The organism is Chitinophaga sp. YIM B06452, assembly GCF_039655965.1.
Lineage (GTDB): Bacteria > Bacteroidota > Bacteroidia > Chitinophagales > Chitinophagaceae > Chitinophaga.
Genome location: NZ_JAWLKY010000008.1, coordinates 161289 through 187652, shown reverse-complemented (window position 1 = coordinate 187652; position 26364 = coordinate 161289). Strand labels below are relative to the sequence as shown.

Here is a 26364-nt window from a genome sequence, read left to right as displayed (position 1 = left end):
TGAAAACATACTGGCTGAACTGTATGTTTTGCTGCGCCACCGCGCGTCCTCCTGTGATGAGCAGCAGGACTATTACCGCTGCTCTGATTACTGTTTGCATCTTTACACTTTTATGGTCAGCAGATAATTTTTTTAACGTACGATCAGCACCCATCCTTTGAAGGATTTCACGGAACCGTCTGCCTTTCTCACTTCTAGGATATAGTAATAGGTACTTTCCAGGAGATCCGAGCCGTTCCAGTCGTTGCGGTAATCATTGGACCGGTACACCTGTCCGCCCCAACGGTTGAATACCTGGAGTTTCGCGTTCTGGTATTTTTCAAGGCCGCCGATGATGAACCTTTCATTCTTACCATCCCCGTTTGGTGTGAATACAGTCGGGAAGCTGAGATCCTGGCCGTCTATCTGCAATCTCATCACGGCTTTGTTGTTGGTCATGTCCGGGTCGGTAGTGCCGCTGAGAACTTCGGCGCCGGCAACGAGTGCGCCACCTTCGGTGATCCTGCAACGAACTTCCATTTGTAAAGTAGCGCCGGGTGCTACGTCGCCGATGGTCCAGATCACAACCCTGTTTGCTGCCGCAACATTCACCTGGCCCCTTTCTGCACGGGTAGCTAAAGGCAAGCCCAGCTGCACGGGCAATGTGTCCGTTACCACTACGCCGCCGCCAATACCGTTTCCAATATTCCTTACGGTGATCCGGTAGGTGATGTCCTGGCCAAGACGGTAGGGACCAACCGCAGGCTGAACGATCTCTTTTGTGATCGTCAGGTCGCCTCTCTCAACGTCTTCACTGGTGATCGTCACTGTCGCCTGGCCGGGAGTGCCTGCTGTATACGCATAGGTTGCAGATTGACCGCCGGTGATCTGTAACAGCACCGTTTCCGGATCTTCCACATCTTCATCGTTGATCACCTGTACAGGAATGGTAACGGAGCTTTGCCCCGCTGGTATTGTAACGGTACCTGTAAGGGCACTGTAATCAGCGCCGGACGTTGCAGTGCCGGTAATGGTATACCGCACTGTAACCGCTTCGGCAGTCCGTTTGCCGCCAGCAAGACTGATCCTGAACCCGCCGTTGGTAGCAGGTTCTGCCGCGGCAGGAACAGTAGCCGTTACCTGCAGGCTGAGATCTGTGTTGTCGTTATCGGCAATATTTACAGTTGCGTTGTTGGCTGTTCCTATGTTGACAGTGAAGCCGGAAGCAGAAGCGCTGCCGAGCGTTACGATCACTGTTTCGCCGGGTTCTATAATGTCGTCATCCATTACACTCACCGGTATGACAACACTATTGCTGCCTGCCGGGATGACAATGGTGCCGGTGAGAGCGGTATAGTCTGCACCCGCGGTAGCAGTGCCGCTGATCGTGTAGGCAACGGTAATGTTTGCCGGCGTGGTCTTGCCGCCTGCTATGCTGACAGTGAATGCGCCGTTCGCCGCGTTTTCCGCCGCTGCAGGCGTGCTGGCGCTTACGATTACGTCCACGTCATCGTCGTCGTCATCTGCAATGATCAATGCCGCAGCTGTTCCTGCCGTGAAGTTCAGGCCGGTAGCGGTGCTGCCGCCGGTGACGGTCAGGGTGATGGTCTCATCGTTTTCTATCAGCAGGTCGTTGGTAACGGTCACGGGAACGGATATGCTGTTCTGGCCTGCAGGTATTACCACTGAGCCGCTCAATGCGCTGTAGTCTGTGCCTGCTGTGGCAGTGCCGCCGGTGGTGTAGTTCACGGTAATAGCTTCCGAAGAAGTGAAACCAGCAGGCAGGCTGATGGTGAAGGCGCCGTTCGTAGCTGGTTCCGCCGCGTCTGTTCCTTTGGCGGCATTCAGTACCAGGTTGGCTGGTACGGCATCATTATCAGCGATGTTCACCGTTGCGCTGCCTGTGCCGGTAAAGACTAGGCTGCCGGACGTACCGCCATTGAGGGTGAGCACCACTGTTTCCAGCTGTTCAATCACCTGGTCATTTATAGCAATAACGGGAACGGTTATACTGTTNGGTACGGCATCATTATCAGCGATGTTCACCGTTGCGCTGCCTGTGCCGGTAAAGACTAGGCTGCCGGACGTACCGCCATTGAGGGTGAGCACCACTGTTTCCAGCTGTTCAATCACCTGGTCATTTATAGCAATAACGGGAACGGTTATACTGTTTTGTCCGGCAGGGATGATCACGGTGCCGGTGAGGGCTGTGTAATCTGTACCCGCGCCGGCAGTACCGCCAGTGGTATAGTTCACGGTAATATCCGCGGAGGAGATAATACTGCCAGGCAGGCTGATATTGAAGCTGCCATTGACGCCGGATTCTGAAGCGTCGCTGCCTTTGGTGACTGTCAGCGCGAGGTTCGCCGGTACGGTGCTCTCATCGTCGGTGATGTTCACCGTTGCGTTGCCCGTGCCTGTGAAGGTAAAGTTCGCGCTGCTGCCGCCGTTGAGGGTAGCGATCACTGTTTCTGTTACTTCTATGATATCGTCATTCGCCACGGCTACCGGTACAGGTACGCTGTTCTGGCCGACTGGGATGGTCACGGTGCCGGTGAGGGCCGTGTAGTCCGCGCCGCTGGTGGCAGTACCGGTTACGGTATAGTTCACCGTGATGGCTTCTGATGAAGTGATGCCTGTGGGCAGGCTGATGTTGAAGCTGCCGTTCGTGCCAGGTTCTGAGCCGTCTGCGCCTTTCGTAATGGTCAGCGCGAGGTTGGCCGGTACAGTGCTTTCATCGTCGGTGATGTTCACCGTTGCGTTGCCGGTACCGGTGAAGGTGAAGCTGGTGCTCGTTCCGCCGGTGAGGGTGGCGATCACGGTCTCGGTTACTTCTATCACCTGGTCGTCGGTTACGGTTACAGGAACGCTCACGTTGTTCTGGCCGGCCGGGATCACCACGGTGCCGCTGAGGGCGGTGTAATCCGTGCTGCTGGCAGTGCCGGCCACGGTGTAGTTCACAGTGATGTCTTCTGATGAAGTGATGCCTGTGGGCAGGCCAATTACGAAGTTGCCGTTGGTGGCAGGTTCCGCAGCATCGGCTCCTTTGGTGATGGTCAGCGCCAGGTTGGCCGGTACGGCGTCGTTATCCGTGATGTTCACCGTTGCGCTGCCTGTGCCGGTGAAGACGAGGCTGCCGGATGTACCGCCATTGAGGGTGAGCAGCACTGTTTCAGTTGCCTCTATCACCTGGTCGTCGATCGCGGTCACAGGAACGGTCACGCTGCTCTGGCCTGCAGGGATGACCACGGTGCCGGTGAGGGCTGTGTAATCTGTACCTGCGCCGGCAGTGCCGCCGATGGTATAGTTCACGGTGATATCCGCGGAGGAGATAATGCCTGTGGGCAGGCTGATATTAAAGCTGCCGTTGACGCCGGATTCTGAAGCGTCGCTGCCTTTGGTGACTGTCAGCGCGAGGTTCGCCGGTACGGTGCTTTCATCGTCCGCAATGTTGAGGATGGCATTGCCGGTACCGCTAAATGTAAAGTTTGTGCTGGCGCCGCCTGTAAGCGTGACGATCACGGTTTCTGTGGCTTCCAGTATGTTATCGTTTATCACTGCGACAGGAAGGCTCACACTGTTCTGATCGGCCGGGATGACTACCGTTCCGGAAAGAGCCGTGTAGTCCGCGCCAGCTGTGGCTGCGCCGGATACCGTGTAATTCACGGTAATGTCTTCCGTTACGGCTACGCCGGCGGGGAGGCCGATGCTGAAGCTGCCGTTTGTGCCCGGTTCTGCCGCGTCAGCGGTTTTCACGATGCTGAGGGTCATGTTTTCAGGCGTATTGTCATCGTCGGCGATATCCATCGTTGCGCTGCCGGTGGCCGTAAAGCTGAAGCTGGCGTTGCTGCCGCCGGAGAGCTGGATGACCGCTGTTTCCGTGTTCTCGATCAATTGATCATCTGTTACGATCAATGGCAGATCTACACTGTTGACTCCCGCGGGTATCACCACCGTACCGGAAGACAGTAGATGGTCCACGCCCGGGGTGGATGTGCCGGTGATGGAATAATTAACGATGATATCCTCTGTGGCTGTGATGCCGGCCGGCATTGCGATATTAAATATCCCGGCAACGGAAGGTTCTCCTGCATCCGTGGTTTTTGTCACATTCAGCACCATGTTGGCAGGTACATTATCATCGTCCGCGATGTTCACCGTTGCGTTGCCGGTACCGGTGAAGGTAAAGCTGGTGGATGTACCGCCGGCCAGGGTAGCAGTTACTGTTTCACTACCTTCTATTAACTGGTCGTCTATCACTGCTACCAGGAGGCTTACGCTGTTCTGCCCCGCGGGAATTACGGCAGTGCCTGTGAATGCCGCGTAATCCGCGTCAGCCGTGGCGGTGCCTGCTGCCGTAAAGTTGACTGTAACGTCTTCGGATACACTGATGCCCGTGGGCAGGCTGATGGTAAGGATGCCCGAAGTGCCCGGTTCTGCAGCGTCAGCGCCTTTGCTGATGCTTAGCGCGAGGTTAGCCGGCAGGGTGCTTTCATTGTCAGTGATGTTCACCGTTGCATTGCCTGTACCGGTAAAGGTAAAGCTGGCGCTGGCGCCCCCCGCCAGGGTCATGATCACGGTCTCTGTTGCTTCAATCACCTGGTCGTCTGCAACGGTAACGGGAACGGATATACTGTTCTGACCGGCTGGGATGATAATGGCAGCGGTGATGGGGGAGTAGTCGTTACCCGCAACGGCTGTGCCGCTGATGGTATAATTTACCGTTACGTCTTCCGCAGCAGTTACGCCTGCAGGCAGGCTGATGGTAAAGCTGCCGTTGGTAGCGGGTTCTGCGCCGTCCGCTCCTTTGCTGATGGTGAGTGCCAGGCTGCTGGTGCTTTCATCGTCGGTGATATTTACGGTTGCGTTGCCCGCGCCGGTAAATGTAAAGCTGGTGCTGGTGCCGCCGGTGAGGGTAGCTATCACGGTCTCAGCTTGCTCAATGAGCTGGTCGTCTGTGACTGTTACCGGGAAGCTTACCGAGGTTTGGCCTGCGGGGATCACCGCCGTCCCTGAAAGGGCTGCGTAATCTGTACCAGCCGCGGCTGAGCCTGCTACTGTATAGCTTACCGTTACATCTTCGGAAACGGTTACGCCCGCGGGCAGGCTGATGCTGAAGCCGCCGTTGGTAGTGGGTTCAGCGCCGTCGGTTGTTTTGCTGATATTCAGAACAAGGTTTGCGGGCACATTCTCGTCGTCTGCAATGTTCACCGTTGCATCGCCTACGCCTGCGAAAGTAAAGCTGGTGCTGGTACCGCCGGCAAGTGTAACGACCACTGTTTCGGTCGGTTCCATTACCTGGTCGTCAATCACGCTTACAGGAACATTCACACTGCCCTGGCCTGTGGGGATCACCGCGGTGCCGGTAAGAGCCGTGTAATCAGCGCCAGGTGTGGCAGTACCGGCAATTGCATAGTTCACAGTAACATCTTCCACCACCGTGATGCCCGCGGGCAGCGAGATGCGGAACATGCCGCCGGTGCCGGGTTCTGTAGCGTCGCTGACTTTGGTGACCGCCAGGTTGCGGTTAGCCGGTATATTATCGTTGTCGATGATATTGGAAGCAGCCTGGTTGGCGGTGGTGCTGACGGTCCAGCTGAAGCCGTTTGAAGCGGCGCTGGTAAGGGTCAGCATGATGGTTTCATTACCTTCTATCACCTGGTCGTCTACCGCCGGGGTGCTTACCACCACGTTGTTTTGTCCTGCAGGGATCACCGCGGTGCCGCTCAGGGCGGTGTAATCTGTTCCGCTGAGCGCGGTGCCGCTTACTGTGTATGCTACGGTAATGTCTTCCGGGCTGAGAATGCCGGCCGGCAGGCTGATGGTGAAGCTGCTGAGATCCGCGGTACCTTCCGTGGCGTCCGATCCGGCTGCAATGCTGATGACTGTATTGGCCGGGGTATTCTCTTCGTCGGTAATGTTCACGATAGCATGGCTGCTGCCGCCTGCCGGTGTGAAGTTCCAGGTATTTGCGGTACCCCCGTTTATTGTCAGGGTAACGGTCTCTACATTTTCAATTAACTGGTCGTCATTTACTATTACCGGTATGATGATGCTGTTCTTGCCCACAGGGATGGTGAAGGTAGCGGGCAGGGCAGTATAATCACTGCCGGCTGCGGCGGTGCCGCCCACCGTGTAGTTCACGTCAATGGCCCTTGCTGAAGTGATGCCGGCCGGCAGGCTGATCCTGAATCCACCGTTGATGAATGGTTCTGCGCCGTCTCCGTTATTTGTAACATACAGCATCATATTGGCAGGAGTCAGGTCGTCGTCTGCAATGTCCATCGCCACTGCAGTGGTGGTGGGATTGACGCTGTAGGTGAAGCTGTTGCCGTCTGTGGCGCCATTTAAGTTCATCACCAGCGTTTCGGTGTCTTCGATGATCTTGTCGTCCGTTACACGTACCGGTATGGTGATGCTGTTCTGGTAAGCAGGCAATGTGATGGTGAAAACGGTATAATCCGTATTGCGGGCGGCTGAGCCGCTCATAGTGTAACTAAGAGTGGTATTGGCGGAAGAGCGGTAACCTGCCGGGAGGCTTACGGTATAAGAGCCGTTGGTGGAAGGTTCTGCAGCATCGTTATTTTTAGTCACAGACAGTACGCGGTTGGCTGCGACAGGCGCATCGTTGTCCGCAATGTTAACGGTTATACCATTGTTGGCAGGGTCCGGCGGGAAGATGAAGGCGTTGCCGCCTCCATCGGTTGCGCTGCCGGAGAGCAGCGTAAAGGTCATGGTTTCCACGGGCTCAATGATCTGGTCGTCCAGCACATTGAGGTTTACCGTAATGGCGTTGGTATTGGCGGGGATCACGATGGAGCCCAGGCCCTGGTAATCCAGGCCGGATGTTGCCGTACCTGATAACCGGTAGCCAACTGTTACCGGCCATGCGGAAGTGGCCACGCCTGCCAGCTTCACCGTGAAAGTGCCATTGGCAGCAGGCTCTGAAGCATTGGCGCCGGTGATCACCTGCAATGGTGTGCTGCTGGCGGCATTGGCGTCTATAATGTTTACGGAACCGCTGTTGCTGGAAGGATCGACGATGAAAGGATAGCTGGACGAAGCAGCGCTGGTCAGTGTAAGCGCCACATTCTCCGGTCCTTCTATGATACCATCGTTGCCGGCGTCGATATCGATGTATACTTCATTGGCGCCGGCAGGGATCACGATATTGCTGCCGCTCAGCCCGAGTATATTGTAATCGGTGTTCCTCAGCGCTGCACCGCCGGTGGTGAAGGTGATCACCACGTCTTCGGAGATGGTAACGCCCGGCTGCAACGAGATGCGGAACTGCCCGTTGGTGCCGCCTTCTATCGCATCGGATACTTTGGTGACCAGCACAACGTTGTTGTTGCCGGCAAAGTCATTGTCGGTAATATTAATGGTGGCGCTGCCATTGGTCGCGCTGATAGTATAAGCCAAACCGGCGGCGGTAGCGGCCCCCAGGTTAACTGTTACGGTTTCGGTGTTTTCTATGACTGTATTGTCGATAATAGCCAGCTGTATGTTGGTGCCATTAGTGCCCGCGGCAATAACAACGTTGCCGGCCGTCAAGGCGGTATAGTCGGTTCCCGGGGTAGCGGTACCGGTGACATTGTAGGTCACCGTGATATTCTCAGAGGCGATCACACCCGCGGGCAGGCTGACGCGGAATGTGCCGTTCGTGCCGGGCTCCGCGGCATCCGCCGTTTTGGTGATGCTGATCACGCGGTTGGCTGTGGTGTTATCATTGTCAGTAATATTCACCGTTCCGCTGCCGGCAGTGGTGCTGGCGGTGAAGGCAAAGGTGGCCGACGCGCCGTTGTTGATGGTCAGGATCACTGTTTCAACGGATTCCACGAAGGCGTCGTCGGTTACTGTAATGGGGACCACTACACTATTTTGACTGGCAGGTATCTGCACGGTGCCGCTAAGGGCGGTATAATCCGTTCCGCTGGCGGTGCCGCTCACGGCATAACTTACCGTGATAGGCTCAATGGCGGTTACGCCTGCGGGCAGGGCAATGGTGAAGCTGCCATTGGTGCCCGGCTCAGCGGCATGCACAATATTGGTTACCTCCAGCGTGCGATTTGCTGTGGTATTATCATCGTCGGCAATGTTGAGGGTAGCACTGCCCTGGGTAGCGCTGGCGGTGAAACTGCCGATCGTTGCGGTAGCGCCGCCTGTCAGTGTCATTGTCACATTCTCGGCGCCTTCGATGATCATGTCGTTGATGATAACAACGGGCACGTCAACGCCAGGCTGGCCCGTGGGTATTGTCACGCTGCCGCTCAGCGCAGTGTAATCCGTACCGCTGGTGGCCGTGCCGCTGAAGGTATAACTAACGCTGATGTCTTCCGATGCGGTCACGCCGGTGGGCAGGCTGATGCGGAACATGCCCTGGGCGCCGCCTTCCACGGCATTAGCCACATTGATCACAGACAGTATACGTTTGTCTGCTGTGTTTTCATCATCTGTTATATTAACAGTAGCATTTCCGTTTGTTGTGCTGAGGGTATAAGTATAATTAGTGCCTGTGGCCGTGCTGAGTGTCACCACCACGGTTTCGGTAATTTCAACGAAAGCGTCGTCCGCCACGGTTACGGGCAGGGCTACACTGTTCTGGCCTGCGGAAATGGTGGCAGTGCCGCTCAACGGTGTATAATCAGTTGCGCCTGCAGTGCCTCCAACGGTGTAGTTGATGGTAATATTCTCTTCCGCCACAACACCCGCCGGCAGGCTGATGGCAAAGCTGCCGTTAGTGGCAGGCTCTCCAGCATCCGCGGTGTTGGTAACCGAGAGTACCCGTTTGGCCGGTGTAAACCCATCTACGGTCACCGTCACCGTCCTGGCTGAATCGCAACCCTGCGGGCTGGTAACGGTATACGTAATGTTGGCAGTGCCGGGAGCCACACCAGATACTACGCCGGTATTGCTTACCGTGGCGATGGCTGTGTTGCCGCTGCTCCAAACGCCACCAGGCGTAGTATTGCTTAAAGTGGTGGTGCTGCCCTGGAAAACTGTCAGGTTGCCGGTAATATCATTTACCGGGGGAATGGCATTGACGGTTACTGTGGCCGTCTGGCTGGCGCTGCATCCGTCGCTGTTGGAAACAGTATAGGTGATGGTGGCGGTGCCGGGGGCGGTGCCGGTCACTACGCCGGTGGCGCCTATACTTGCAATTGCCGCGTTGCTGGTGCTCCAAGCGCCGCCGGCGGTAGCGCTTTGCAGGGTGGTTGTTTCACCGTTACACACAGCCATAGTGCCGGTAACGGGAGCAACGGTAACGGTGCTGCGGGTGACATAAATAGTATCCGGGATAGTACAGCCATCAGGGTAGCTTACTCTCACGTAGTACTTACCTCCGGTGGCTACTGTCAATGTTTTATTTGTGCTTCCGTCGTTCCAGAGGTATGTGGCGGTAGGAGCGGCGTGGAAGCCGTCTGTATCCAGGGTAAGCGGGAATTCCTCTGCGCATTTGGTGAAATCCGGCCCCAGACCGGTGATAGCGGTCGTATTGTTATAGGGTTCTATCGTCCAGTTGGTATTGTTTCCCAGGTCCGTGGAGTGTTCTCTTGCAATAAACGGCGTAACGCCGGCAGCAGTAATGCCGCTCAGGCGGACATAATCGAAATCCACCGTGCCGGAGGTTTTCGTAACAGTGGCGGCCGTGGCGGCAGTAGTTGTTATCTGGGTGGGGTTACAGGGTGAGCCGCTGCCGTACCACTCACCGGTAATGGTGTTATTGGAGCCGGACTGTAAAATATAAGTCTTACCCGGCGCAAATACCAGCGTGCCAATAGTATTGCCGGTTCCGTTGATGACGCCGCGGCCTTTGAACTCCAGCAGGTTAATGTTATTTCCCCCGCCAATATAAGCTTCTGAAGAGCCACTGGAGTGGCTGAAGAGCAGCTCGTTAACTGTGGTATTGGAAATCAAAATGTAATCATTTTCCGCCGTAGTTACATTTACTTTATTGTAGGTGCCGCCATTAACGCGGAAATAGCCGCATGTCAGCACAGAGCCCGCAGCCTGCAGGGTCTTGTTCGCGCCCACGTAGTTCCAGCTGGCATTGATCGTGGCATTGGTAACATTAATGCTGGTCGCGGATGCGGTAGCCTGATCGGTGATAGCAGCCGCCGTAATGGTCCTGCCGCTCAGGTCGAGATTACCACTGTATATCCCAATGGAGGAACGGGGATTAACAAAGTTATCCGTTATCTTAAAGGTATTGCCGGTTCCTCTGCTGAAACTTATTGACCATGTGCCAAGCGTATTTCCATTGGTTGTCAATACGCCGTTGGCAGTTCCCAGCATACTAATCGCGGCATTGATCGTTACGCTGGGGCTCATGATAATATCGCCCCAGACCTCAAACCTCAAGCCGCCTGTCATGTTAAGCACGGGAGCGTTGGAAGCCCCTGTCCAGTTCATGCTGCGGCAATAGGCATTACCGCTGGCGATCGTTACCGTGCTGCTGCCGCTGCTGAAGCTGTTGGCGTTAAAAAATACATCATTGGCAACTGTCGGCACACAGGCGCCACCCGCGCCGCCAGGCGTGAGCGACCAATGGCTGGCATCATTCCAGTCGCCGCTGCCGCCTACCCAGTAACGGGCGCCGCCGGCAGACGAGGTGATATTAAAACCTGTATTGCCGCCCGCATCCGCGCCGGTTACACTAACCGGAACGCCGGCGCCTGTCGCCGTCATGTTTTCCAGCAGCACATTCCGGATATTTTTGGTGGAAGACGGCCCGAAATTGAGCGTGGCATTAGTGCCTGCAACACCTCTCATTTCGCCAAGGCCGGAGCAATCAGGGTTGTTGTAGCTTAACTGACCGTTGATGGTCTGTGTATTCCTGAAAATATAATTGCGGGAGGGGGCCAGTATCAGGTTGTTGATAGTATTATTGCCCCGGATCTCCGCTGCTCCTCCTATAAATTCCAGCTTATCGATCGTATTGTTGCCATAAAGTGCGATGACCCTGGGGAGAATATCTGTACCGGTAAACACCAGCTCGCCTAGGGTGGCGTTGGAAATGGCGACATTGCCGTTTACGGCACCGGAATGAACTTTGGGGTATGTAAGGCCATTTGTCAGGAAACGGTGTTTCGCGATAATGAAAGAGCCGGCCGCATTATTCACCCAGGTGTTGTTAGTGGAATTTGTAGACCATTCATATTCCACCGTGATCGTGGAATTGCTGATATCCTGTGTACGGACGCCATTAACTTCCACGCCTAACCGGCTGATGAGCAATGTCCGGTTGGCCATGATCAGTTTGCCGGAATTGTGAATGATATATAAGTTGGGATGCGTGAAATTATCCACGAAGGTAACCCCTCCATCCGTACCGGTTTTCTCGACACGGAAAACAGGCAGGCCAAGATTGAAGCCGTTGGCGGTAAAAGTAGCAGCGTCAGTACCTTTGAAATTGATGTTGCCGTACAAGGTCAATGCCGGGTTCAACGCCAAAGAGCCGTACACATGCAGGTTAGTTCCGCGGTTTTCGAACACGGGAGAACCTGTAACGTTCGTCCAGGTCATATTCCGGCACCAGGCAGTGCCGGATGTGGCGTTAACCGTATTGTTACCTGCCGAAAAGCCGCTGTTGGCATCAAACACTACATCGTCACCGGTAAAAGGCACGCAATAACCGCCTGCCCCGCCGCTGGAGGAAGCCCAGTGGCTTTTGTCGTTCCATTCGCCTGCGCCTCCTACCCAATATAACGTAGTGCCGGTTGCACGGGGTTGAAAATCCCAGCCCGTGTTGCCGCCGCCATCAGCTCCTGTTACTGTAATAGGCAGCGTAATGCTCCCGGCGGCAGCCAGGTTGGTCATAAAAACATTGCGTACGTCCACCACCGCGCCGGGCCCGAAAGTAATGGTGGCGTTAGCGCCAAAACCGAGGATTTGCGATAAGGCATCGCAATCCGGCGTGTTGGCATGCAGCGTTCCTGTGATCGTATTATTGCCGGCAAACGAGAACCCGGGATTGCTGGGCGCGATGTATAGGTCTTTGATCACATTTCCGCCACCGGCAATAGAACCGCCGCCCTTGAATTCCAGCCGGTCGATCGTATTGCCGGAGCCGATGCGCGAGGATTGGGAGGGAGATGCGGGGCTGGTATATGTAAGCTGGCCGAAAGTAGTATTGTTGATGACCATTGCGGTGCCGCCAACTCCCGTGAGATCTACCTTCGGAAAGCTGAAGCGGTCTGAATTAAAACTAACCGCAGTTATAAATGATCCTGTTGTGTTGATAGTATTGTTAGTGCCCCTGTAATCCCAGCTGCCGCTGAGGACGAGCGTAGCATTACTGATGTCGAGGTTTCTCGCAGTATTGCCTGTGCCTGTAAAATGTCCGAAGTTATGGGTCATATCTGACATATCCAGGGTGCCGGCTGTCAGGGTAATCCTGCTAACTACCAGTGCTTCCGGAATGCCATCCAGCATAGAAAGAGTACCTCCCGGCTTGTTGACTACGATGGGATTGTACCAGCCGGCAGCCGGTATCCTGCCGGCGCCATTCATTTTCAATGTAGCGGCGCCGCCTCCCACAAATGATATTCCCTGGGTGCCATAACGTACGGACGCTGCCAGCTCCATGCTGCCATAAACATACAGGGGCTGGTTAGAGTGAATAAAATTTGCGGCGGCTGTTACCCCCGCCCACGACATGTTGTTGCAATATGCCGGGCTGGCGCTAGGCAGAACTATATTGGAACCATTCACCAGGCCGCTGTTCGCATCAAAAAATACGTTATCGCCCTGCCCCGGAATAATAGATTTGTTAGGGACTCCACCAGATACGGACGCCCAGTGATTAAGTTCAGTCCATGAACCGGCGCCGCCCACCCAGTAATAATCGGCTGCATACAAACGAGATACTAATAAAGCGAAAATGCTTAACAGGACAAATTTTTTCATCTTATGAGGATATGATAGGGTACAAATATGTTGCACACTCCCTGTGAGGAAGCATGGGAAACGATGTTATGCCATTATGTATTCGGGAATGTATATTTAATTACATAGCGCCGCGATTTGGTTTTAAGGTGTATGGTTACTGAAAAAATGGATTTAACGGGATAAAAGTAATTGTTGCCCGCGATAATCCTTGTAGTAAAAGTTCTACAACTAAACAATTCCCGGAAAGAAGGGTTTAACGCTTAGGGTGGGCAGGCGGAAATTTCCCCCCAAACCGCTGCGCACAAGGGCATTTTCTCCCGCGAATATGGATTTATCCCCGGCGAATATCGATTAACCTCCCCCGGGAATTTCCGTGCATCGTATTTTAGAGGCAGCAAAAAACCATATGAAAAACTATGAAGATAACACGGTCCATCCTGAAAATATTGGAGGCGCTGGCCCTGCTCGGCGCGTTCGGTTATTTAGCCTACGTCATGTACAATTTTGACAACCTCAGCGGCCGGCAGTTCCGTATTGTGATCCTTATCGCCTCCGTGATGACCGGCATCTTCGGCAAGGTCGCGGCTGCGGTGATCACTGCTGTCATCGGCGTTGCGGGCTGCATCTTCCTGCTGGCAGACAAGGATGATGATGAAGACGAGGATACGGTCATCAAATCAAAGCGGGTATAGCGCCTGTATTATTCACCCATCAAGTATTACAAAAATGTCACCCACTGTAATTACCATCATTATCCTGGTTGCCGTGGCCTACGGCGTATTCATGGTGTTTTACATGAAAAAGCTCAAAGGCACCCGTCAAAAATATGCCGGCGACGACGCCCTGTCGCAGGCGCCGCAGATACAGGATGAATTGTTAAGGAGCCATTTTACAGCGATCAAAAAGCAGATGCAGGATGCGCCCATCGACGCATTTACGCAATGCGCCTATATCACCACCGTGGGCAATAAGGTGAAATCAGCCGCTGTGACCGCCGCCAAAACCGCGGCCTGGGCCATGGTAGGCGTGAAAGCCCGTTATCATGAAGCGGATAACGCGGCTTACCTGGTGTTAAGCGGGGAAAACCTGCATTATCTTTTCTTTGAAGAAGGCGAAGCCAAAGAGCACCTGGTGTTCGACCGTTTCCGCCTGCTCAGCGCCAAACCCGCTGCCATCACCAACGGCGAGAAAGTAACCCGCATGTCGTCCATCATGATGCAGAAACCGATGAAAATGAGCATGGATATCGACGGCCACCCAACCGATGTGATCTATTACGGCGAAGTACGCCGCCCGCCTGAATCAGCACTTTACGGGGAAGGTATCATGAAAGTGCAGGGCATGGGCGAATTGCATGGAAAATTCGGGCTGCTCGGGAGGTATTTCAGGAAGAAGTTCCACGAACGGTACCCGCACCTGGCAGCTTAATGATACTGGAAACAGGAAACCCGCGTAGACACTGTGTTTACGCGGGTTTTTATTTTATGCCAGACCTACAGCAACAGGGGATTCAACTCAGACGCGGCCGGGCCGCCGATGGGCAGGCCCATCAGCCAGGTGGCATGATCGTTCTGCTGCCACTTGTGTTTTGGCGCGGTGATCTTCGCATCTTCAGCGATATAAATGACCGTCATCACTTCACGCATGTGCGGCGAGCGGTTGCCCGGCGCGCTGTGGATGGTGTAACCATAGTGCCAGGTAGCGTCCCCGGCGTTCATGGCGGATGCGCGGGTAACAGGGAACTGGTGCCTGCTGACGTATTCATTGAACGCGCCTTCCGATTCATCGGAGATCTCATAGTCGAACACCACCCCGTTCTTATGCGACCCGGAGGCAAAGGTGAGCATGCCCATGTCCACGTCAATATCCACCAGCGGCATCCACATGGTAATGGTATTATGCGTGTCAATAGGCCAGTAGTATTGATCCTGGTGCCAGGGCGTAGGGCCGCCGCCGGGTTCTTTGAATAAAGCCTGGTCGTGGTAAATGCGTACGTTGGATACGCCCATCAGGTCCGCGGCCATCTTAGCGAAACGCCTTGCCAGCACGAATTTTTTCACCCGTTCATCCACGCGCCATAAATTCATGATCTGCAGGAAGGCCTTGCCATACGTGTCCCTGTCTTCGATCCTGCGCTTTTCTGTATTGTATTGATTGGCGGCATCGGCTATAACCTCGCGGTAAGCGGCTGCTTCAGCGGCACTGAGCACGTTGCTGGTCAGCGTATGCCCGTCCCTGCGGAAGGCTTCCGCCTGTGCGGGGAAAATTTCCCTGGTGTCATTTAATTCCGGCAGGGTGGGAGTGGTGGTATTCATAACTGGAAAGTTTTAATAGTACGAAATAAGCCATCCGCCGCCGGGAAAAAAATGGTGAAATTGGCTGTTTATTGGGGTATTTTATCCATTTGACGTAAAAATCATAGTTTTAAGATAAAAAAAGCCATGCTGAAGGCCACCTACGAAGTTTTGCAGCCCGCGGGCAATCACTCCTTCCTGGTAAGATCATTCGGGAAAGCGGGTTTCGCGGCACCATACCATTTTCACCCGGAGTACGAACTGACGTGGATCGTTAAAGGAAGCGGCAAACGGTATGCGGGCAGCCATATGGCCGGTTTTTCCGATGGCGACCTGGTGTTGCTGGGCCCTCATGTGCCCCATTGCTGGAAACTGCAGCCGGATGCGAAGAGCAGCTCCGCCGCGCGTTCCATCGTGATCCAGTTTACGCCTGATTTTTTGGGAAACGATTTTTTCTCCAAACCTGAATTGCACAACATCCGCCAGCTGTTCCAAAGAAGCGGCGGCGGCATACAGTTCGTCAAAAAGACGCGGGCGCTGGTGCAGGAACAGCTAATGGGCCTTGCCGCGGAGAAAAATAGTTTCAGGCAGATGATCCGCCTGCTGGAAATATTGCAGCAGCTGGCCGTGTCAAAAGAATATACACAGCTGGACCGCCAATGGCAGGCAGGCGAGCTGTCCCCGGCGGACCAGGCCAGGATACATCCCATCTTTGCATACCTGGTGGAGCATTTCAGGCAGGAGGTTTCGCTGGATAAAGCGGCGGCCATTGCGGGCATGACGCCGAATGCATTTTGTAAATATTTCAAGCGGATCACCCGCAAGACCTTTATAGAAACCGTCATTGAATACCGGGTAAACTATGCCGCCCAGCAGCTTACGCAGTCAGACAAGACCATTTCAGATATCTGTTTCGACAGCGGTTTTGGCGATGTGTCGCACTTCTATAAAATGTTCAAAGCAAAAATGCAGCTCAGCCCCCTGCAATACCGTCAGCAATTCGGCGCTTTATAACGCGCCTTTTACAAACCGGGCCCTTCCAGGAGCAGCGTATCCAGCACCGATTCCACGTAACGGTCGTTGGGCTTTCCATCACGTATTTTTTTTAGAAGATACGCCTGGTTACTGTCCCTGTCGGATTTCCATTCGAAGGTCATATCGGGATGAAGGTCCATATACCCTTTGGTCTCAATATCCCAGTAGTCGCGCAGGCCGCGAACGGCGTACAGTACGGTGGCAAGGTCTGCCACATGCCGGTTCTTCGGCGTTCCCCCGAAATACAGTTCGTATGCCCTTCGTACGGGATTATCCTGCGGCGTCTGTGAAAGATGCTCGCCGATGGCCAGGCCGCTGGGCACAGAGCATACTTCGCGCCCGGCGAAGACGAGCTCCGCGGGCCAGTGATGAATAGCGTAATACGCCGCGGATGAGTCGTAGAAGAAATTTACGTTGCCCAGCTTAAGATCATCCTTCGCAGGGGAGCCGATAAAATTCCCGCCCATGCACACCCATGACTTTACTTTGCGCTTTACCAGCTCCATGCCGCTCAGCCGCCCTGCTTCCGCGGGCAGCTGCAGCAATTCGCTGATGTTGGTCAGGTAGCCAACGGTAACGATCACGACAGACTGGTCCGGCTGCTTTTCAAGCGTGCGGCGGTAAAGGGCTACCGCTTCCGGCGCTTTATCCGGGTCGAAGTCGTGCGGAAATGCGGAAGCAATGCCCTGTGTATACCGCGATGAGCGCAATACGCCTTTTCCTTTGCGGATGCCGATCGGGATGCCGGGGCGTTTGTAGTAGGTGTTGATCACGTCTATCGCCGGCCCGGAGAAAGGGTCTGTTGTACTGCACATCATTGCAAGGATCTCACATTCTCCTTTATCCTGGAGTGTGTGCAGCACTGCCATGGCGCCTGCGTCGTCGCAGTCGGTATGCATGTCCGTGTCGAAGATGATCTTCACAGGGGAGGTCTTTGCGGGTTGGGAGAAAGCCGCATAAGGGGAAAATGCCGCGAGCATGCCGGTAACGAGGAATATAAGGCGCATCATGTGCTATTATGGGTTTTAGGTATCCGGCTTCAAAATAAACACTTTATTCTGAAGGAAGAAGAGGAGAAGCGGGGCCGTTGTTTTTCGGTATATTTATCAACTCATCGCGCATGTTATGACCATAAAACCGTGTACAAAAGAAGACATCAAAGATATGATCCGGGTGTTGCTGCAGTCGTACCTGGAACATTACACCCATCTCTGGGAAGATGAAGGCGTAAACTATATGAAGAATAGCTTCAATGAAAAGAAGCTGGATGAAGAAATGTCCAATCCCAATGCCGCCTTTTTCCTGGTGCAGGACGGGCAAAAATATGTGGGGCTTGTTAAGCTGAATATAGACAGCGCGGTCGGTGATTTCCCGGCGAATACAACATTGGAACTGGAACGCATTTATTTTATCAAAGAAGCCGCTGGCAAAGGGTTTGGTAAAAAAGCGGTTGACTTTGTGCTTGACTATGCAAAACAAAAGCATAAGCAGGTCATTTGGCTGAAAGCAATGGAAAGCAGTACGGCGGTTGTTGAATTTTATAAAAAGTGCGGGTTCCGGGTGATTGGTGAATATGAACTTAATTATCCGTACATCAGGAGTGAATACAAAGGAATGGTGGTGATGATGATGGATGTATGAGATGATAGGACAGCAAAGGCCGTCACCGCGAAGAGCGGCAATAACATAAATTTCTGTAAGTCGTCATCGCGAGAAGAGTTCGTCATTGCGAGGAGACGCCGAGCCAAAGCGGGAGGGACGACGAAGCAATCTCTTTCATTGAATTGGCGTACTCCGGGCCAGGGAGGAGATTGCTTCGTCGCGTTTCCTGTTGCACAGAATTCCTTGCTGCTCCTCGCAATGACGGTTTTATTGCAATGCGTTTTTTTACAAAGAAAAGCGGGCTTTTTCTCAGCTATTTAAAAAGTAGGCGGAGCCGTGCTTAAATCTGAATCCAGGAAATCAGTGACCATAGGTATCAACCACTCCGTGCGCATCATCATGCCGATGTGCGTAGTGCCGGGCAGGATGGCCAGGCGGGATTTGGGCAGGCCGTGTATATCACCCATTTTTCCGCCGCCTTTGGCGCGGAACAGTTCCAGCGCATGCTCATACCGTACGCCGTCCGCATCGCCGATGGCCATGAATATCGGGGCTTTGATGTTTTTCACTTCTTTAGACCAGTCATAAGGTTTCAGATCGATACTGATCACCTTTTTGACAAACTCCGGGAAATGGGCCGGATCGTTTCCGAGGCTGTCGTATTGTTTTTGTATAGGCGTGCCTTTAAACATGTCGGCATTGATAGAAGGGTACATGGCTTCCACATCGGGCCACCATCCATCGTGCTTATAAGTGCCGGACAATACCACGAGCCTGCGTACCTGCTCAGGATGGCGTACAGCGAGCTGGAAAGCTATTCCGCCGCCCATGCTGTAGCCCAGTATGTCGGCGCTGTCTGTTTTGAGGTGTTTGAGCAACCCGGATACATCATCTGCCATGCCTTCGTAGCTGATCTCCCGGGCTATGTCCCTGGTGCGGCCGTGGCCCTGCATTTCGGCTACGATCACTTTCCGGTCTTTGGCCAGCAGGGGAATGATCTGCGACCAGTTCAGGGGAATGGTCATATAGGAGCCATGCAACAGCACGATGGGTTTACCCTGGCCATATACTTCGTAATACATTTTTAGCCCGTTCACATCTGCATAGCCGCTCTCAGCCGGTTTCAGGGCCTGGCTGGCAACAGTGCCTTTGGGTTCAGCTGAAACGTTTTGCCCTTCTTCCGGGCGCGGCTGGCAGGATGTTGCTGCCGCTGTAACGATAACAACCAGGATGCCGGTGATAAGATGCTTATTCATATCGTGCGTTTTTTTATGATACAAATCTCGGTAACAATATCGTACCGCCTGCAGTGTACATGCGACAATCATAGGGTTAAAAGCGACACTGCAAAACGGGGGCTGTATCCGGTTTTTGTTATATTTATGCTGTATGAAAAAGATCTCCGCGTTATTCTTACTGGCATATAGTGGCGCTCATGCGCAGTCTTCGTTTGTGAAATATGTAAATCCCCTGACGGGTACCGCAGCGTCTACTACCATCAGCGCTGCCAAACATGGCGCCGGCACGGAAATGCTGGCCAACGTCATCCCCGCGGTGGGCCTGCCTTTCGGCATGTTGCAGCTGAGCCCGCAAACCCGCGCCACCGAGCGTAAATGCCAGGCGCCTTATTATTACAAAGACGAAACATCAGGCGGCTACCGGCTCACGCACTGGCTGAGCGGCTCCTGTACGCAGGACTACGGGAGCGTAACGGTAATGCCGGTGACCGGCGCGCTGAAAACCTCCGCCACCCTGCCTCTTGATCACAGTAAAGAAATAAGCGGCCCGCATTATTACAGGAACCAGCTGGGTGACGTGCAAACGGAAATGACGGCCACCGCGCGCTGCGGCATGCTGCAATTCACCATGTTGCAATCAGACAGCCTGTACCTGCTGATAACGCCCAATAGCGATAAACACAAAGGTTTCGTGAGCATCGATACCGTAAAGAAAGAGATCACCGGCTATAACCCCGTTTACCGCATTTACCAGGGCAGTGGCCAGCCGGCGGGTTTCAGCGGCTGGTTCGTGATCCAGTATGAAACGGCTGCCACCGCGGGAACATTTTCGGCAGCGGGAACCTCCGCTGCCTTAAGCATCCGGGACCAGCCCGGGGCGGGCGGCTACATTGGCCTGAAAGCGGCGGCGGGAACGGTGGTAAAGCTGCGCATCGGCACATCTTTCACCGGCCTCGAAGGCGCCCGTAAGAATTTACGCGCTGAAATGAACACCTGGGATTTTGAACGCTTCCGTAAGCAGGCTGAAAGCGCCTGGAATAAAGCGCTCGGGCAGGTGGAAGTATCGGGACATGATGAGGCGGCCAAACGGGTATTTTATACCTCGCTTTACCGCACTATGCAGCACCCGCGCCTGATGAACGATATAGATGGGCGTTACCCGCGCTTTGCAGGCAATTACCAGGCGGAGCAGCTGAAAGAAGGAAATTATTACGACGATTTTTCCATGTGGGACACCTACCGCGCGCAACTGCCCCTGTTTGAAATACTGCAGCCCCGCCTGATCAACGACTGTGTGCGCTCTATGATCCTGAAAGGCGAACAGGGCGGCTGGCTGCCCATTTTCCCCTGCTGGAACAGTTATACAGCCGCCATGATCGGCGATCATGTTACCGCCTTCATTGCATCAGCCTACAATAAGAACATCCGCGGGTATGATGTTGCAAAAGCATACGCTTTAATGCGTAAAAATGCCTTTGACGTTGCGCCGCCTCCTGACTACAAAAACGGCAAGGGCCGCCGCGCATTGGCTTCCTACCTGCAATACGGGTATGTTCCCCTGGAAGACAGCGTGCCGGACGCTTTCCATAAAAAAGAACAGGTATCGCGCACGCTGGAATATGCGTACGACGATTATGCCCTGGCCACCATAGCGGCCGCCGCCGGCAGGAAAAACGACCACGCCGTGCTGGCAGCACGCGCCCGCAACTACCGCCATGTGTTCGACCCCTCAGTGGGCCTGGTGAACGGCCGCTACAGCGACGGCAGCTTTTATAAAACATTCCACCCGGACAAAAAACTTCCTTTCATCACCGAAGGCACCCCGCGCCAGTACACGTTTTACGTACCGCAGGACGTTGAAGGCCTTGCCGCTTTGATGGGCGGCCGGAAGGCCTTTGAAAATGCGCTGGACAGCCTCTTTCTTAAAAACGAATACTGGCACGGCAACGAGCCCGGCCATCATATTCCTTTCCTCTACAACTACACCGCTTCGCCTTATAAAACCCAGCAGGCCGTGGCGCGTATCCTGGAAGAAGAGTACAGCGACGGCATTGGCGGCCTGAGCGGCAACGACGATGCCGGCCAGATGAGCGCCTGGTATGTTTTTGCAGCCATCGGCATGTACCCGGTAGACCCCGTTGGCGGCCAGTACCAGCTCTGCACGCCCGCATTTGAGCGCGTGGTGATAAAACTGCCCAATGGCAGGACCTGGGAAATAAAAGTAACCGGCAGTGGCCGCTGCATTCAATCCCTCAGCCTCAACGGCCGGCCGCATGCGGCCATGCATATCACGCACGACGTGCTGATGCGCGGCGGACAGCTGAAGGTGCATACTGCACAATGCCCTGACTGACAGTGCTAAAGCGGTTTTCCGGGCAAATGGCCGCCCCGGATTTGGATTTTTTGCTTACCTTTCGGACGCGAATTCTTATTCTCATGTCCCTACTTCCCAAGGCAGCGCCTGGCCGTGCTATCACCTATGTTGTACTTTTTTTGATGCTTTTGACGGGCGTTTCCGCCCGGGCGCAGTTAAGGGCGGATTTTACCCCCAGTAAATCCGGCGATTGTGAAAGCCTGATCACCAAATTCAACGATAATTCTACCGGCAACCCCGTTTCCTGGCAGTGGAACCTGGGTAACGGTGCAACCTCTACGCAGCAAAGCCCCAGCGCTTCCTATACAACGGCAGGTACTTACAAAGTGACGCTGACTGTGAAAGATGCCGCGGGCAATACCAGCACAGCGGAAAAGTCGGTTACGGTATGGGAGAAACCCAAACCCGACTTTACCGCCAGCCCCGCCAAAGGCTGCATACCCTTCGACGTTACTTTTACGGACAAGTCGAACCCCATGAACGGCACTATCACAGCCTACAGCTGGGATTTCGGGGATGGCGCCACCGGTTCCGGCAGCAACCCGGTGCATACTTACAACAACGCGTTGTCGCCCACCGTTACCCTCACCGTTACAAACAGCAACGGTTGCACGGCATCGAAGCAGATCAGTAATATCGTAGACGCGGCGGCCCCGCTGGTCGTGAATTTCAGCGTGTCTGACAAGTTCCTTTGCACCGCTCCCGGCACGTTGACGGTTACCAATACCTCCACGGGCCCCGGCAATCTTACCTATAAATGGGACTTTGGCGATGGCGGCACCGCTTCAGTGGCTAACCCTGGCCCGCATAACTATACCAACCGGGGTGTTTATAAAGTAAAACTCACCGTTACCAGCGATAAAGGCTGCACCGCCAGCAAAACGTCTGAGGACATTAACGTGGCCAATTTTAAAACGGACTTCGTGGTGCCGGCCAGCATCTGTGCGAACAGCAGCAGCGCCCCCTTCAACGCTGCCAACAACCCGCAGGCAGACAATGTGACCTGGAGCGTTGATAAAGGGTACATCGACAGTTACAGCAGCCCCTCTGTTCTATATTATCCATCCGGCGGCCCTGGCACTGTAAAGGTGACCATGACGGCAGAATACGGCAAATGCCGGGAATCGGTGACGAAAGATTTTGTGGTGAAACCCGCACCCCAGGCCGCTTTTTCGTTCGACCAGGCGGCTATCTGCGATGTGCCAGCCACCGTGAAGTTCACCGATAAATCGCAGGGCGCCACCAGCTGGAACTGGAGCTTTGGGAATGAACAATCTTCTACCCAGCAAAACCCTTCCGTTACTTACAATGCCGTGAGAGGTTACACCGTAAAGCTCACGGTAGGCAATGCATCCGGCTGCTCCAGCGAAGCCTGGGATTATATCTATGTGGTAAAGCCGGAGGTGAACGCCTATGCAAGTGTTAATGAGGGTTGCGAAGGACTGACTCCTTCTTTTAGCAGCTGGATCACTGCCGGGGATAACATTACGAGCTATGAATGGGACTTTGGCGACGGCAGCCCCAAATCCACTGCCGCCACGCCCTCGCATACCTATACCACGGCAGGCACCTACACCGTAAAGCTTACCTATACCACAGCGAATGGCTGTAAAGGAACGGTGAACCTGTATTCTACCGCTGGTATCCGGGTGTATAAAAAACCGGTGCCTGATTTTTCATCACCGGAAGCCCCGCAGGTATGCGGCAACAACTGGGTGCATTTCAATGGAACTGCAGACGTAGGCAACGAATGGATCTGGGATTTTGGTGACGGCACCGCCGGCGTTCACACCAAGAATTCGGCGCATAGCTACAGGGAGCCGGGTATCTATACGGTATCGCTGACCGTGGCAAATTTCGGCTGCCGGGCAACGGTCACCAAAACGGATTATATCAAAGCGGTGAATCCTTTCCCACGTTTTGCCATACAGCCTGTCAATTGTGAGAACCGAACGGAGATGAGTTTTGATGATCTGTCTATCGGCAATATTACCAGCTGGAAATGGAGTTGGGGAGACGGGAAGGAAAATGTATACACTTCAAAAACAAGTCCCGCGAAACACAAATACGACAAGACGGGCGTCTACCTTGTAAAGCTGACCGTTTCAGACGGCATCTGTACCAGTACCGATTCCCTGAGCATCACGGTGTATGCGCCGTCGCCCATTACCATTAACACAGACAAAACAACGCTGTGCAGTAATGAAATGCTCAAGGCCAGCATAACATCCATTGACGCTGCCATTCCCATCTCATATTATTTCTGGCATTCTTCAGACGGTACTTTTCCGTGGGATTACGGTTACCAAAACGCCACTTTTGCAAACCTCAAACCCGGCAAGGACACCATCCGTTTTATCAGGTATAACATGTTGGGATGCGCGGATACCAGCAACAAGGTACCGGTGACCGTGCGCGGGCCGGTGGCGAAATTCCTTGCACCGGACGTGCTGGAGTGCAGGGGCACTGAGCTTACTTTTACAGACCAGACGGATGTTTCCAACGGGAAACCTATCAAAACCTGGTCATGGAATTTCGGGGATGGTACTCCTGTAAAAATATTTACCGCGCCTCCTTTTAAACACAGTTATAATAAGTCCGGTTATTTTTCCCCGACACTGACCGTCACAGACGAAGACGGCTGCACCAGCATGACCAGCGGCGCCTACCTGCAGGTGAACGGCCCCAACGCAGACTTTATGCCGAGCGCCTCACTGATACCGCCTGGCGGCGATGTATGGTTCTTTAACTATACTTCCGAAACGGGCGGCAATGCCACCTACCAGTGGGACTTCGGGGATAATACCTCTTCCACCGAGCACAGCCCGAACAAGCTCTATCCTGATAAAGGCGTCTACACCGTGAAGCTGCTGGCAAAAGACGATAACGGTTGTGTGGACAGCGCAAAAAAACAGATCAAAGTATCCAGCGTCAGCGCCGGTTTTACGGTTACCACTTCGTTCGTGAATAACAGCGGCTGCCCGCCGGTGATAGCCCGTTTCACCAACACCTCCGTTAACCACGCCAGTTCATACTGGGATTTCGGCGATGGCAGCTTTTCCACCATCGACAATCCTTCCCACACTTACACCTACGCAGGAAAATATAAAGTGAAGCTGAAAGTGATAGGTGATGCTGATACAGAAGACGAATACGAGGAGGAAGTAGAAGTAAAGGGCCCTTACGCCACTATCACCACTTCTTCCAACGGCGGCTGTCTCACAAAAGAGATAGAGTTCAAGGTAGAGGCTATGAACGCGGTCAACTTTGCCTGGGACTTCACAGACGGTAATGTAACGGAAACAACGGATGCAGTGATCAAACATACTTTCAAAGATCCCGGTATTTACAAGCCGCGCCTCATCCTCTCAGACCAGGCAGGCTGCAAGGGCACCGCGTTCCTGGAAGATCCTATCGTTATAGACAAGCTGGATGTGCAATTGGCGTCTGTGCCGGAGTTCGTATGCGATGAAGGCTGGATCACCTTTGCGCCCAAGTTCAACAGCTACTCCATTGATGAACTGAAAGAAGAAGCCACGTATAAATGGACATACGAAACCGGGCTGCAGGCGGAAAACGATGCCACTGCCACGCCGCGTTTCTACCTGGATAAACTGCAGGGCTATAATTTCACCCTCACTACTACTACCGCTTTCGGCTGTACGCAAACGGTGAGCAAAATGGTGCATGCCTATCCCAAGCCGGTATCGGCCATCAGCGGGCCTTTGCAGGCCTGCCAGGACGCGCCGGTCAGCTTCAGCGGCACAGTGAGCAACGCAAGTGATGTTGCCTGGAAATGGGACTTCGGCAATAATAACACCGGCAATGTACAACAACCGGCTAACCAGGTGTTCGGCAAGCCCGGTCTTGCGGAGGTGAAGCTCATTGTTACCAGCAAAGATGGTTGCAGCGATACAGCGCTTCACGATATTAATATAACGCCCACGCCGGTGGTGAACGCCGCTGCCACAACGGATGTAGTATGCCTGGGTAGCAGTGCCACGCTGAGCGCTGGCGGCGGCATCACTTATCAATGGTCGCCGGCCACGGACCTGAGCAACCCGCAGGCGCCCAACCCGGTGGCGTCTCCAGGGATAAACACCACTTACCAGGTAACCGTGAAAGACGCCAATGGCTGCACTAATACCGACGATGTGAGCATCCGCGTGGCACAACCTTTCAGGATACAGGCCACACCGGATACGGTACTGTGCCTTGGTCATGAGCTTCCGCTGCGGGTAGCGGGCGCTGATCATTACCTGTGGAAAGGAGAGGGGCTGGATGATACCGGCAGCCCTTACCCGCATGCCACCATCAAAACAACAGGCAATTACACCTATGAAGTAACCGGCTATGATGCCGATGGTTGCTTTACGCACGATACTTCGCTGGTAGTGAACGTACAGCCGGCGCCCACCGTCAATGCCGGGCCGGACCGCACAGGGATGGCAGGTGTGCCTGTAACACTGGGCGCACAAGGCAGCGCAGATATCATACAATGGACCTGGACGCCACAGGAATACCTGGACTGCACCGCCTGTCCAAGCCCGGTGGCCCTGCCCAATATATCCACAAATTATACGGTAGAAGTAAAGAACAGCTACGGCTGCAAGGCCACGGACGATGTGCTGGTAAAAGTAACCTGCGACATGGGGGCGGTGTTCCTGCCAACAGGCTTCTCACCCAACAAAGACGGCGTAAACGAACGGTTCTACCCCAAAGGCCGCGGCATCAAAGAAGTGGCCTGGATGCGCATTTACGACAGGTGGGGCGGCCTGGTATTTGAAAGAACGCATTTCCAGATCAACAGCGCCGCCGCCGGTTGGGACGGCACCTGGAAGAACAAGCCTGCGCCTTACGGCAGCTATGTATATGCGATAGAAACCGTGTGCGAGGACGGTACTACTTTCGTATTCAGGGGCACGGTTACGCTGATCAGGTAACTTATTCA

At 54.1% G+C, this 26364-nt stretch carries 10 protein-coding genes; 6 read left to right on the top strand and 4 right to left on the bottom strand.

Going from position 1 to position 26364, the window contains the following annotated elements; genetic code table 11:
- Positions 1-132: 132 nt before the first annotated feature.
- A complete protein-coding gene (locus R3I13_RS26025) occupies positions 133-12888 on the bottom strand; it encodes a Calx-beta domain-containing protein (protein WP_346320927.1) in 12756 nt (4251 codons plus the stop codon).
- Positions 12889-13286: 398 nt separating this feature from the next.
- On the opposite strand from R3I13_RS26025, the gene R3I13_RS26020 reads away from it, so the two are divergent.
- Both R3I13_RS26020 and R3I13_RS26015 read left to right on the top strand, forming a co-directional pair.
- Positions 13287-13562: a hypothetical protein gene (locus R3I13_RS26020; protein ID WP_346320926.1), complete on the top strand. Its 276-nt coding sequence runs from the start codon at positions 13287-13289 to the stop codon at positions 13560-13562.
- A gap of 34 nt (positions 13563-13596) precedes the next feature.
- Positions 13597-14298, top strand: a complete 702-nt coding sequence (locus R3I13_RS26015) for a hypothetical protein (RefSeq protein ID WP_346320925.1) — start codon at positions 13597-13599, stop codon at positions 14296-14298.
- 65 nt (positions 14299-14363) lie between these two features.
- Here the strand turns inward: R3I13_RS26015 and R3I13_RS26010 are convergent, their stop codons facing one another.
- A complete protein-coding gene (locus R3I13_RS26010; protein ID WP_346320924.1) occupies positions 14364-15185 on the bottom strand; it encodes a phytanoyl-CoA dioxygenase family protein in 822 nt (273 codons plus the stop codon).
- 126 nt (positions 15186-15311) lie between these two features.
- Between R3I13_RS26010 and R3I13_RS26005 the strand changes: the two genes are divergently transcribed.
- Positions 15312-16178 carry an AraC family transcriptional regulator gene (locus R3I13_RS26005; RefSeq protein WP_346320923.1) on the top strand — a complete coding sequence of 289 codons (867 nt, stop codon included), beginning with the start codon at positions 15312-15314 and terminating at the stop codon, positions 16176-16178.
- Positions 16179-16186: 8 nt separating this feature from the next.
- On the opposite strand, the gene R3I13_RS26000 is transcribed toward R3I13_RS26005, so the two are convergent.
- The gene (locus R3I13_RS26000; RefSeq protein ID WP_346320922.1) at positions 16187-17209 is read right to left on the bottom strand and encodes a nucleoside hydrolase; all 1023 of its coding nucleotides are present in this window, start codon (positions 17207-17209) and stop codon (positions 16187-16189) included.
- A gap of 115 nt (positions 17210-17324) precedes the next feature.
- On the opposite strand from R3I13_RS26000, the gene R3I13_RS25995 reads away from it, so the two are divergent.
- A complete protein-coding gene (locus tag R3I13_RS25995) occupies positions 17325-17840 on the top strand; it encodes a GNAT family N-acetyltransferase (protein WP_346320921.1) in 516 nt (171 codons plus the stop codon).
- A gap of 278 nt (positions 17841-18118) precedes the next feature.
- On the opposite strand, the gene R3I13_RS25990 is transcribed toward R3I13_RS25995, so the two are convergent.
- Positions 18119-19057 (bottom strand): alpha/beta hydrolase, encoded by a 939-nt coding sequence (locus R3I13_RS25990; RefSeq protein ID WP_346320920.1) that lies wholly within the window; start codon positions 19055-19057, stop codon positions 18119-18121.
- A 115-nt stretch (positions 19058-19172) separates the two neighbouring features.
- Here R3I13_RS25990 and R3I13_RS25985 point away from each other — a divergent pair, with 115 nt between their 5' ends.
- On the top strand, positions 19173-21392 hold the full coding sequence (locus R3I13_RS25985; protein WP_346320919.1) for a GH92 family glycosyl hydrolase: 2220 nt from the start codon (positions 19173-19175) through the stop codon (positions 21390-21392).
- A gap of 83 nt (positions 21393-21475) precedes the next feature.
- Positions 21476-26356, top strand: a complete 4881-nt coding sequence (locus R3I13_RS25980) for a PKD domain-containing protein (RefSeq protein ID WP_346320918.1) — start codon at positions 21476-21478, stop codon at positions 26354-26356.
- Positions 26357-26364 lie beyond the last annotated feature (8 nt).

Excerpts from the sequence above, each read along its gene's own strand:
- R3I13_RS26020 (WP_346320926.1), top strand. The coding sequence starts at position 13,287 with ATGAAGATAACACGGTCCATCCTGAAAATATTGGAGGCGCTGGCCCTG.
- R3I13_RS26015 (WP_346320925.1), top strand. The coding sequence starts at position 13,597 with ATGTCACCCACTGTAATTACCATCATTATCCTGGTTGCCGTGGCCTAC.
- R3I13_RS26010 (WP_346320924.1), bottom strand. The coding sequence starts at position 15,185 with ATGAATACCACCACTCCCACCCTGCCGGAATTAAATGACACCAGGGAA.
- R3I13_RS26005 (WP_346320923.1), top strand. The coding sequence starts at position 15,312 with ATGCTGAAGGCCACCTACGAAGTTTTGCAGCCCGCGGGCAATCACTCC.
- R3I13_RS26000 (WP_346320922.1), bottom strand. The coding sequence starts at position 17,209 with ATGATGCGCCTTATATTCCTCGTTACCGGCATGCTCGCGGCATTTTCC.
- R3I13_RS25995 (WP_346320921.1), top strand. The coding sequence starts at position 17,325 with ATGACCATAAAACCGTGTACAAAAGAAGACATCAAAGATATGATCCGG.
- R3I13_RS25990 (WP_346320920.1), bottom strand. The coding sequence starts at position 19,057 with ATGAATAAGCATCTTATCACCGGCATCCTGGTTGTTATCGTTACAGCG.
- R3I13_RS25980 (WP_346320918.1), top strand. The coding sequence starts at position 21,476 with ATGTCCCTACTTCCCAAGGCAGCGCCTGGCCGTGCTATCACCTATGTT.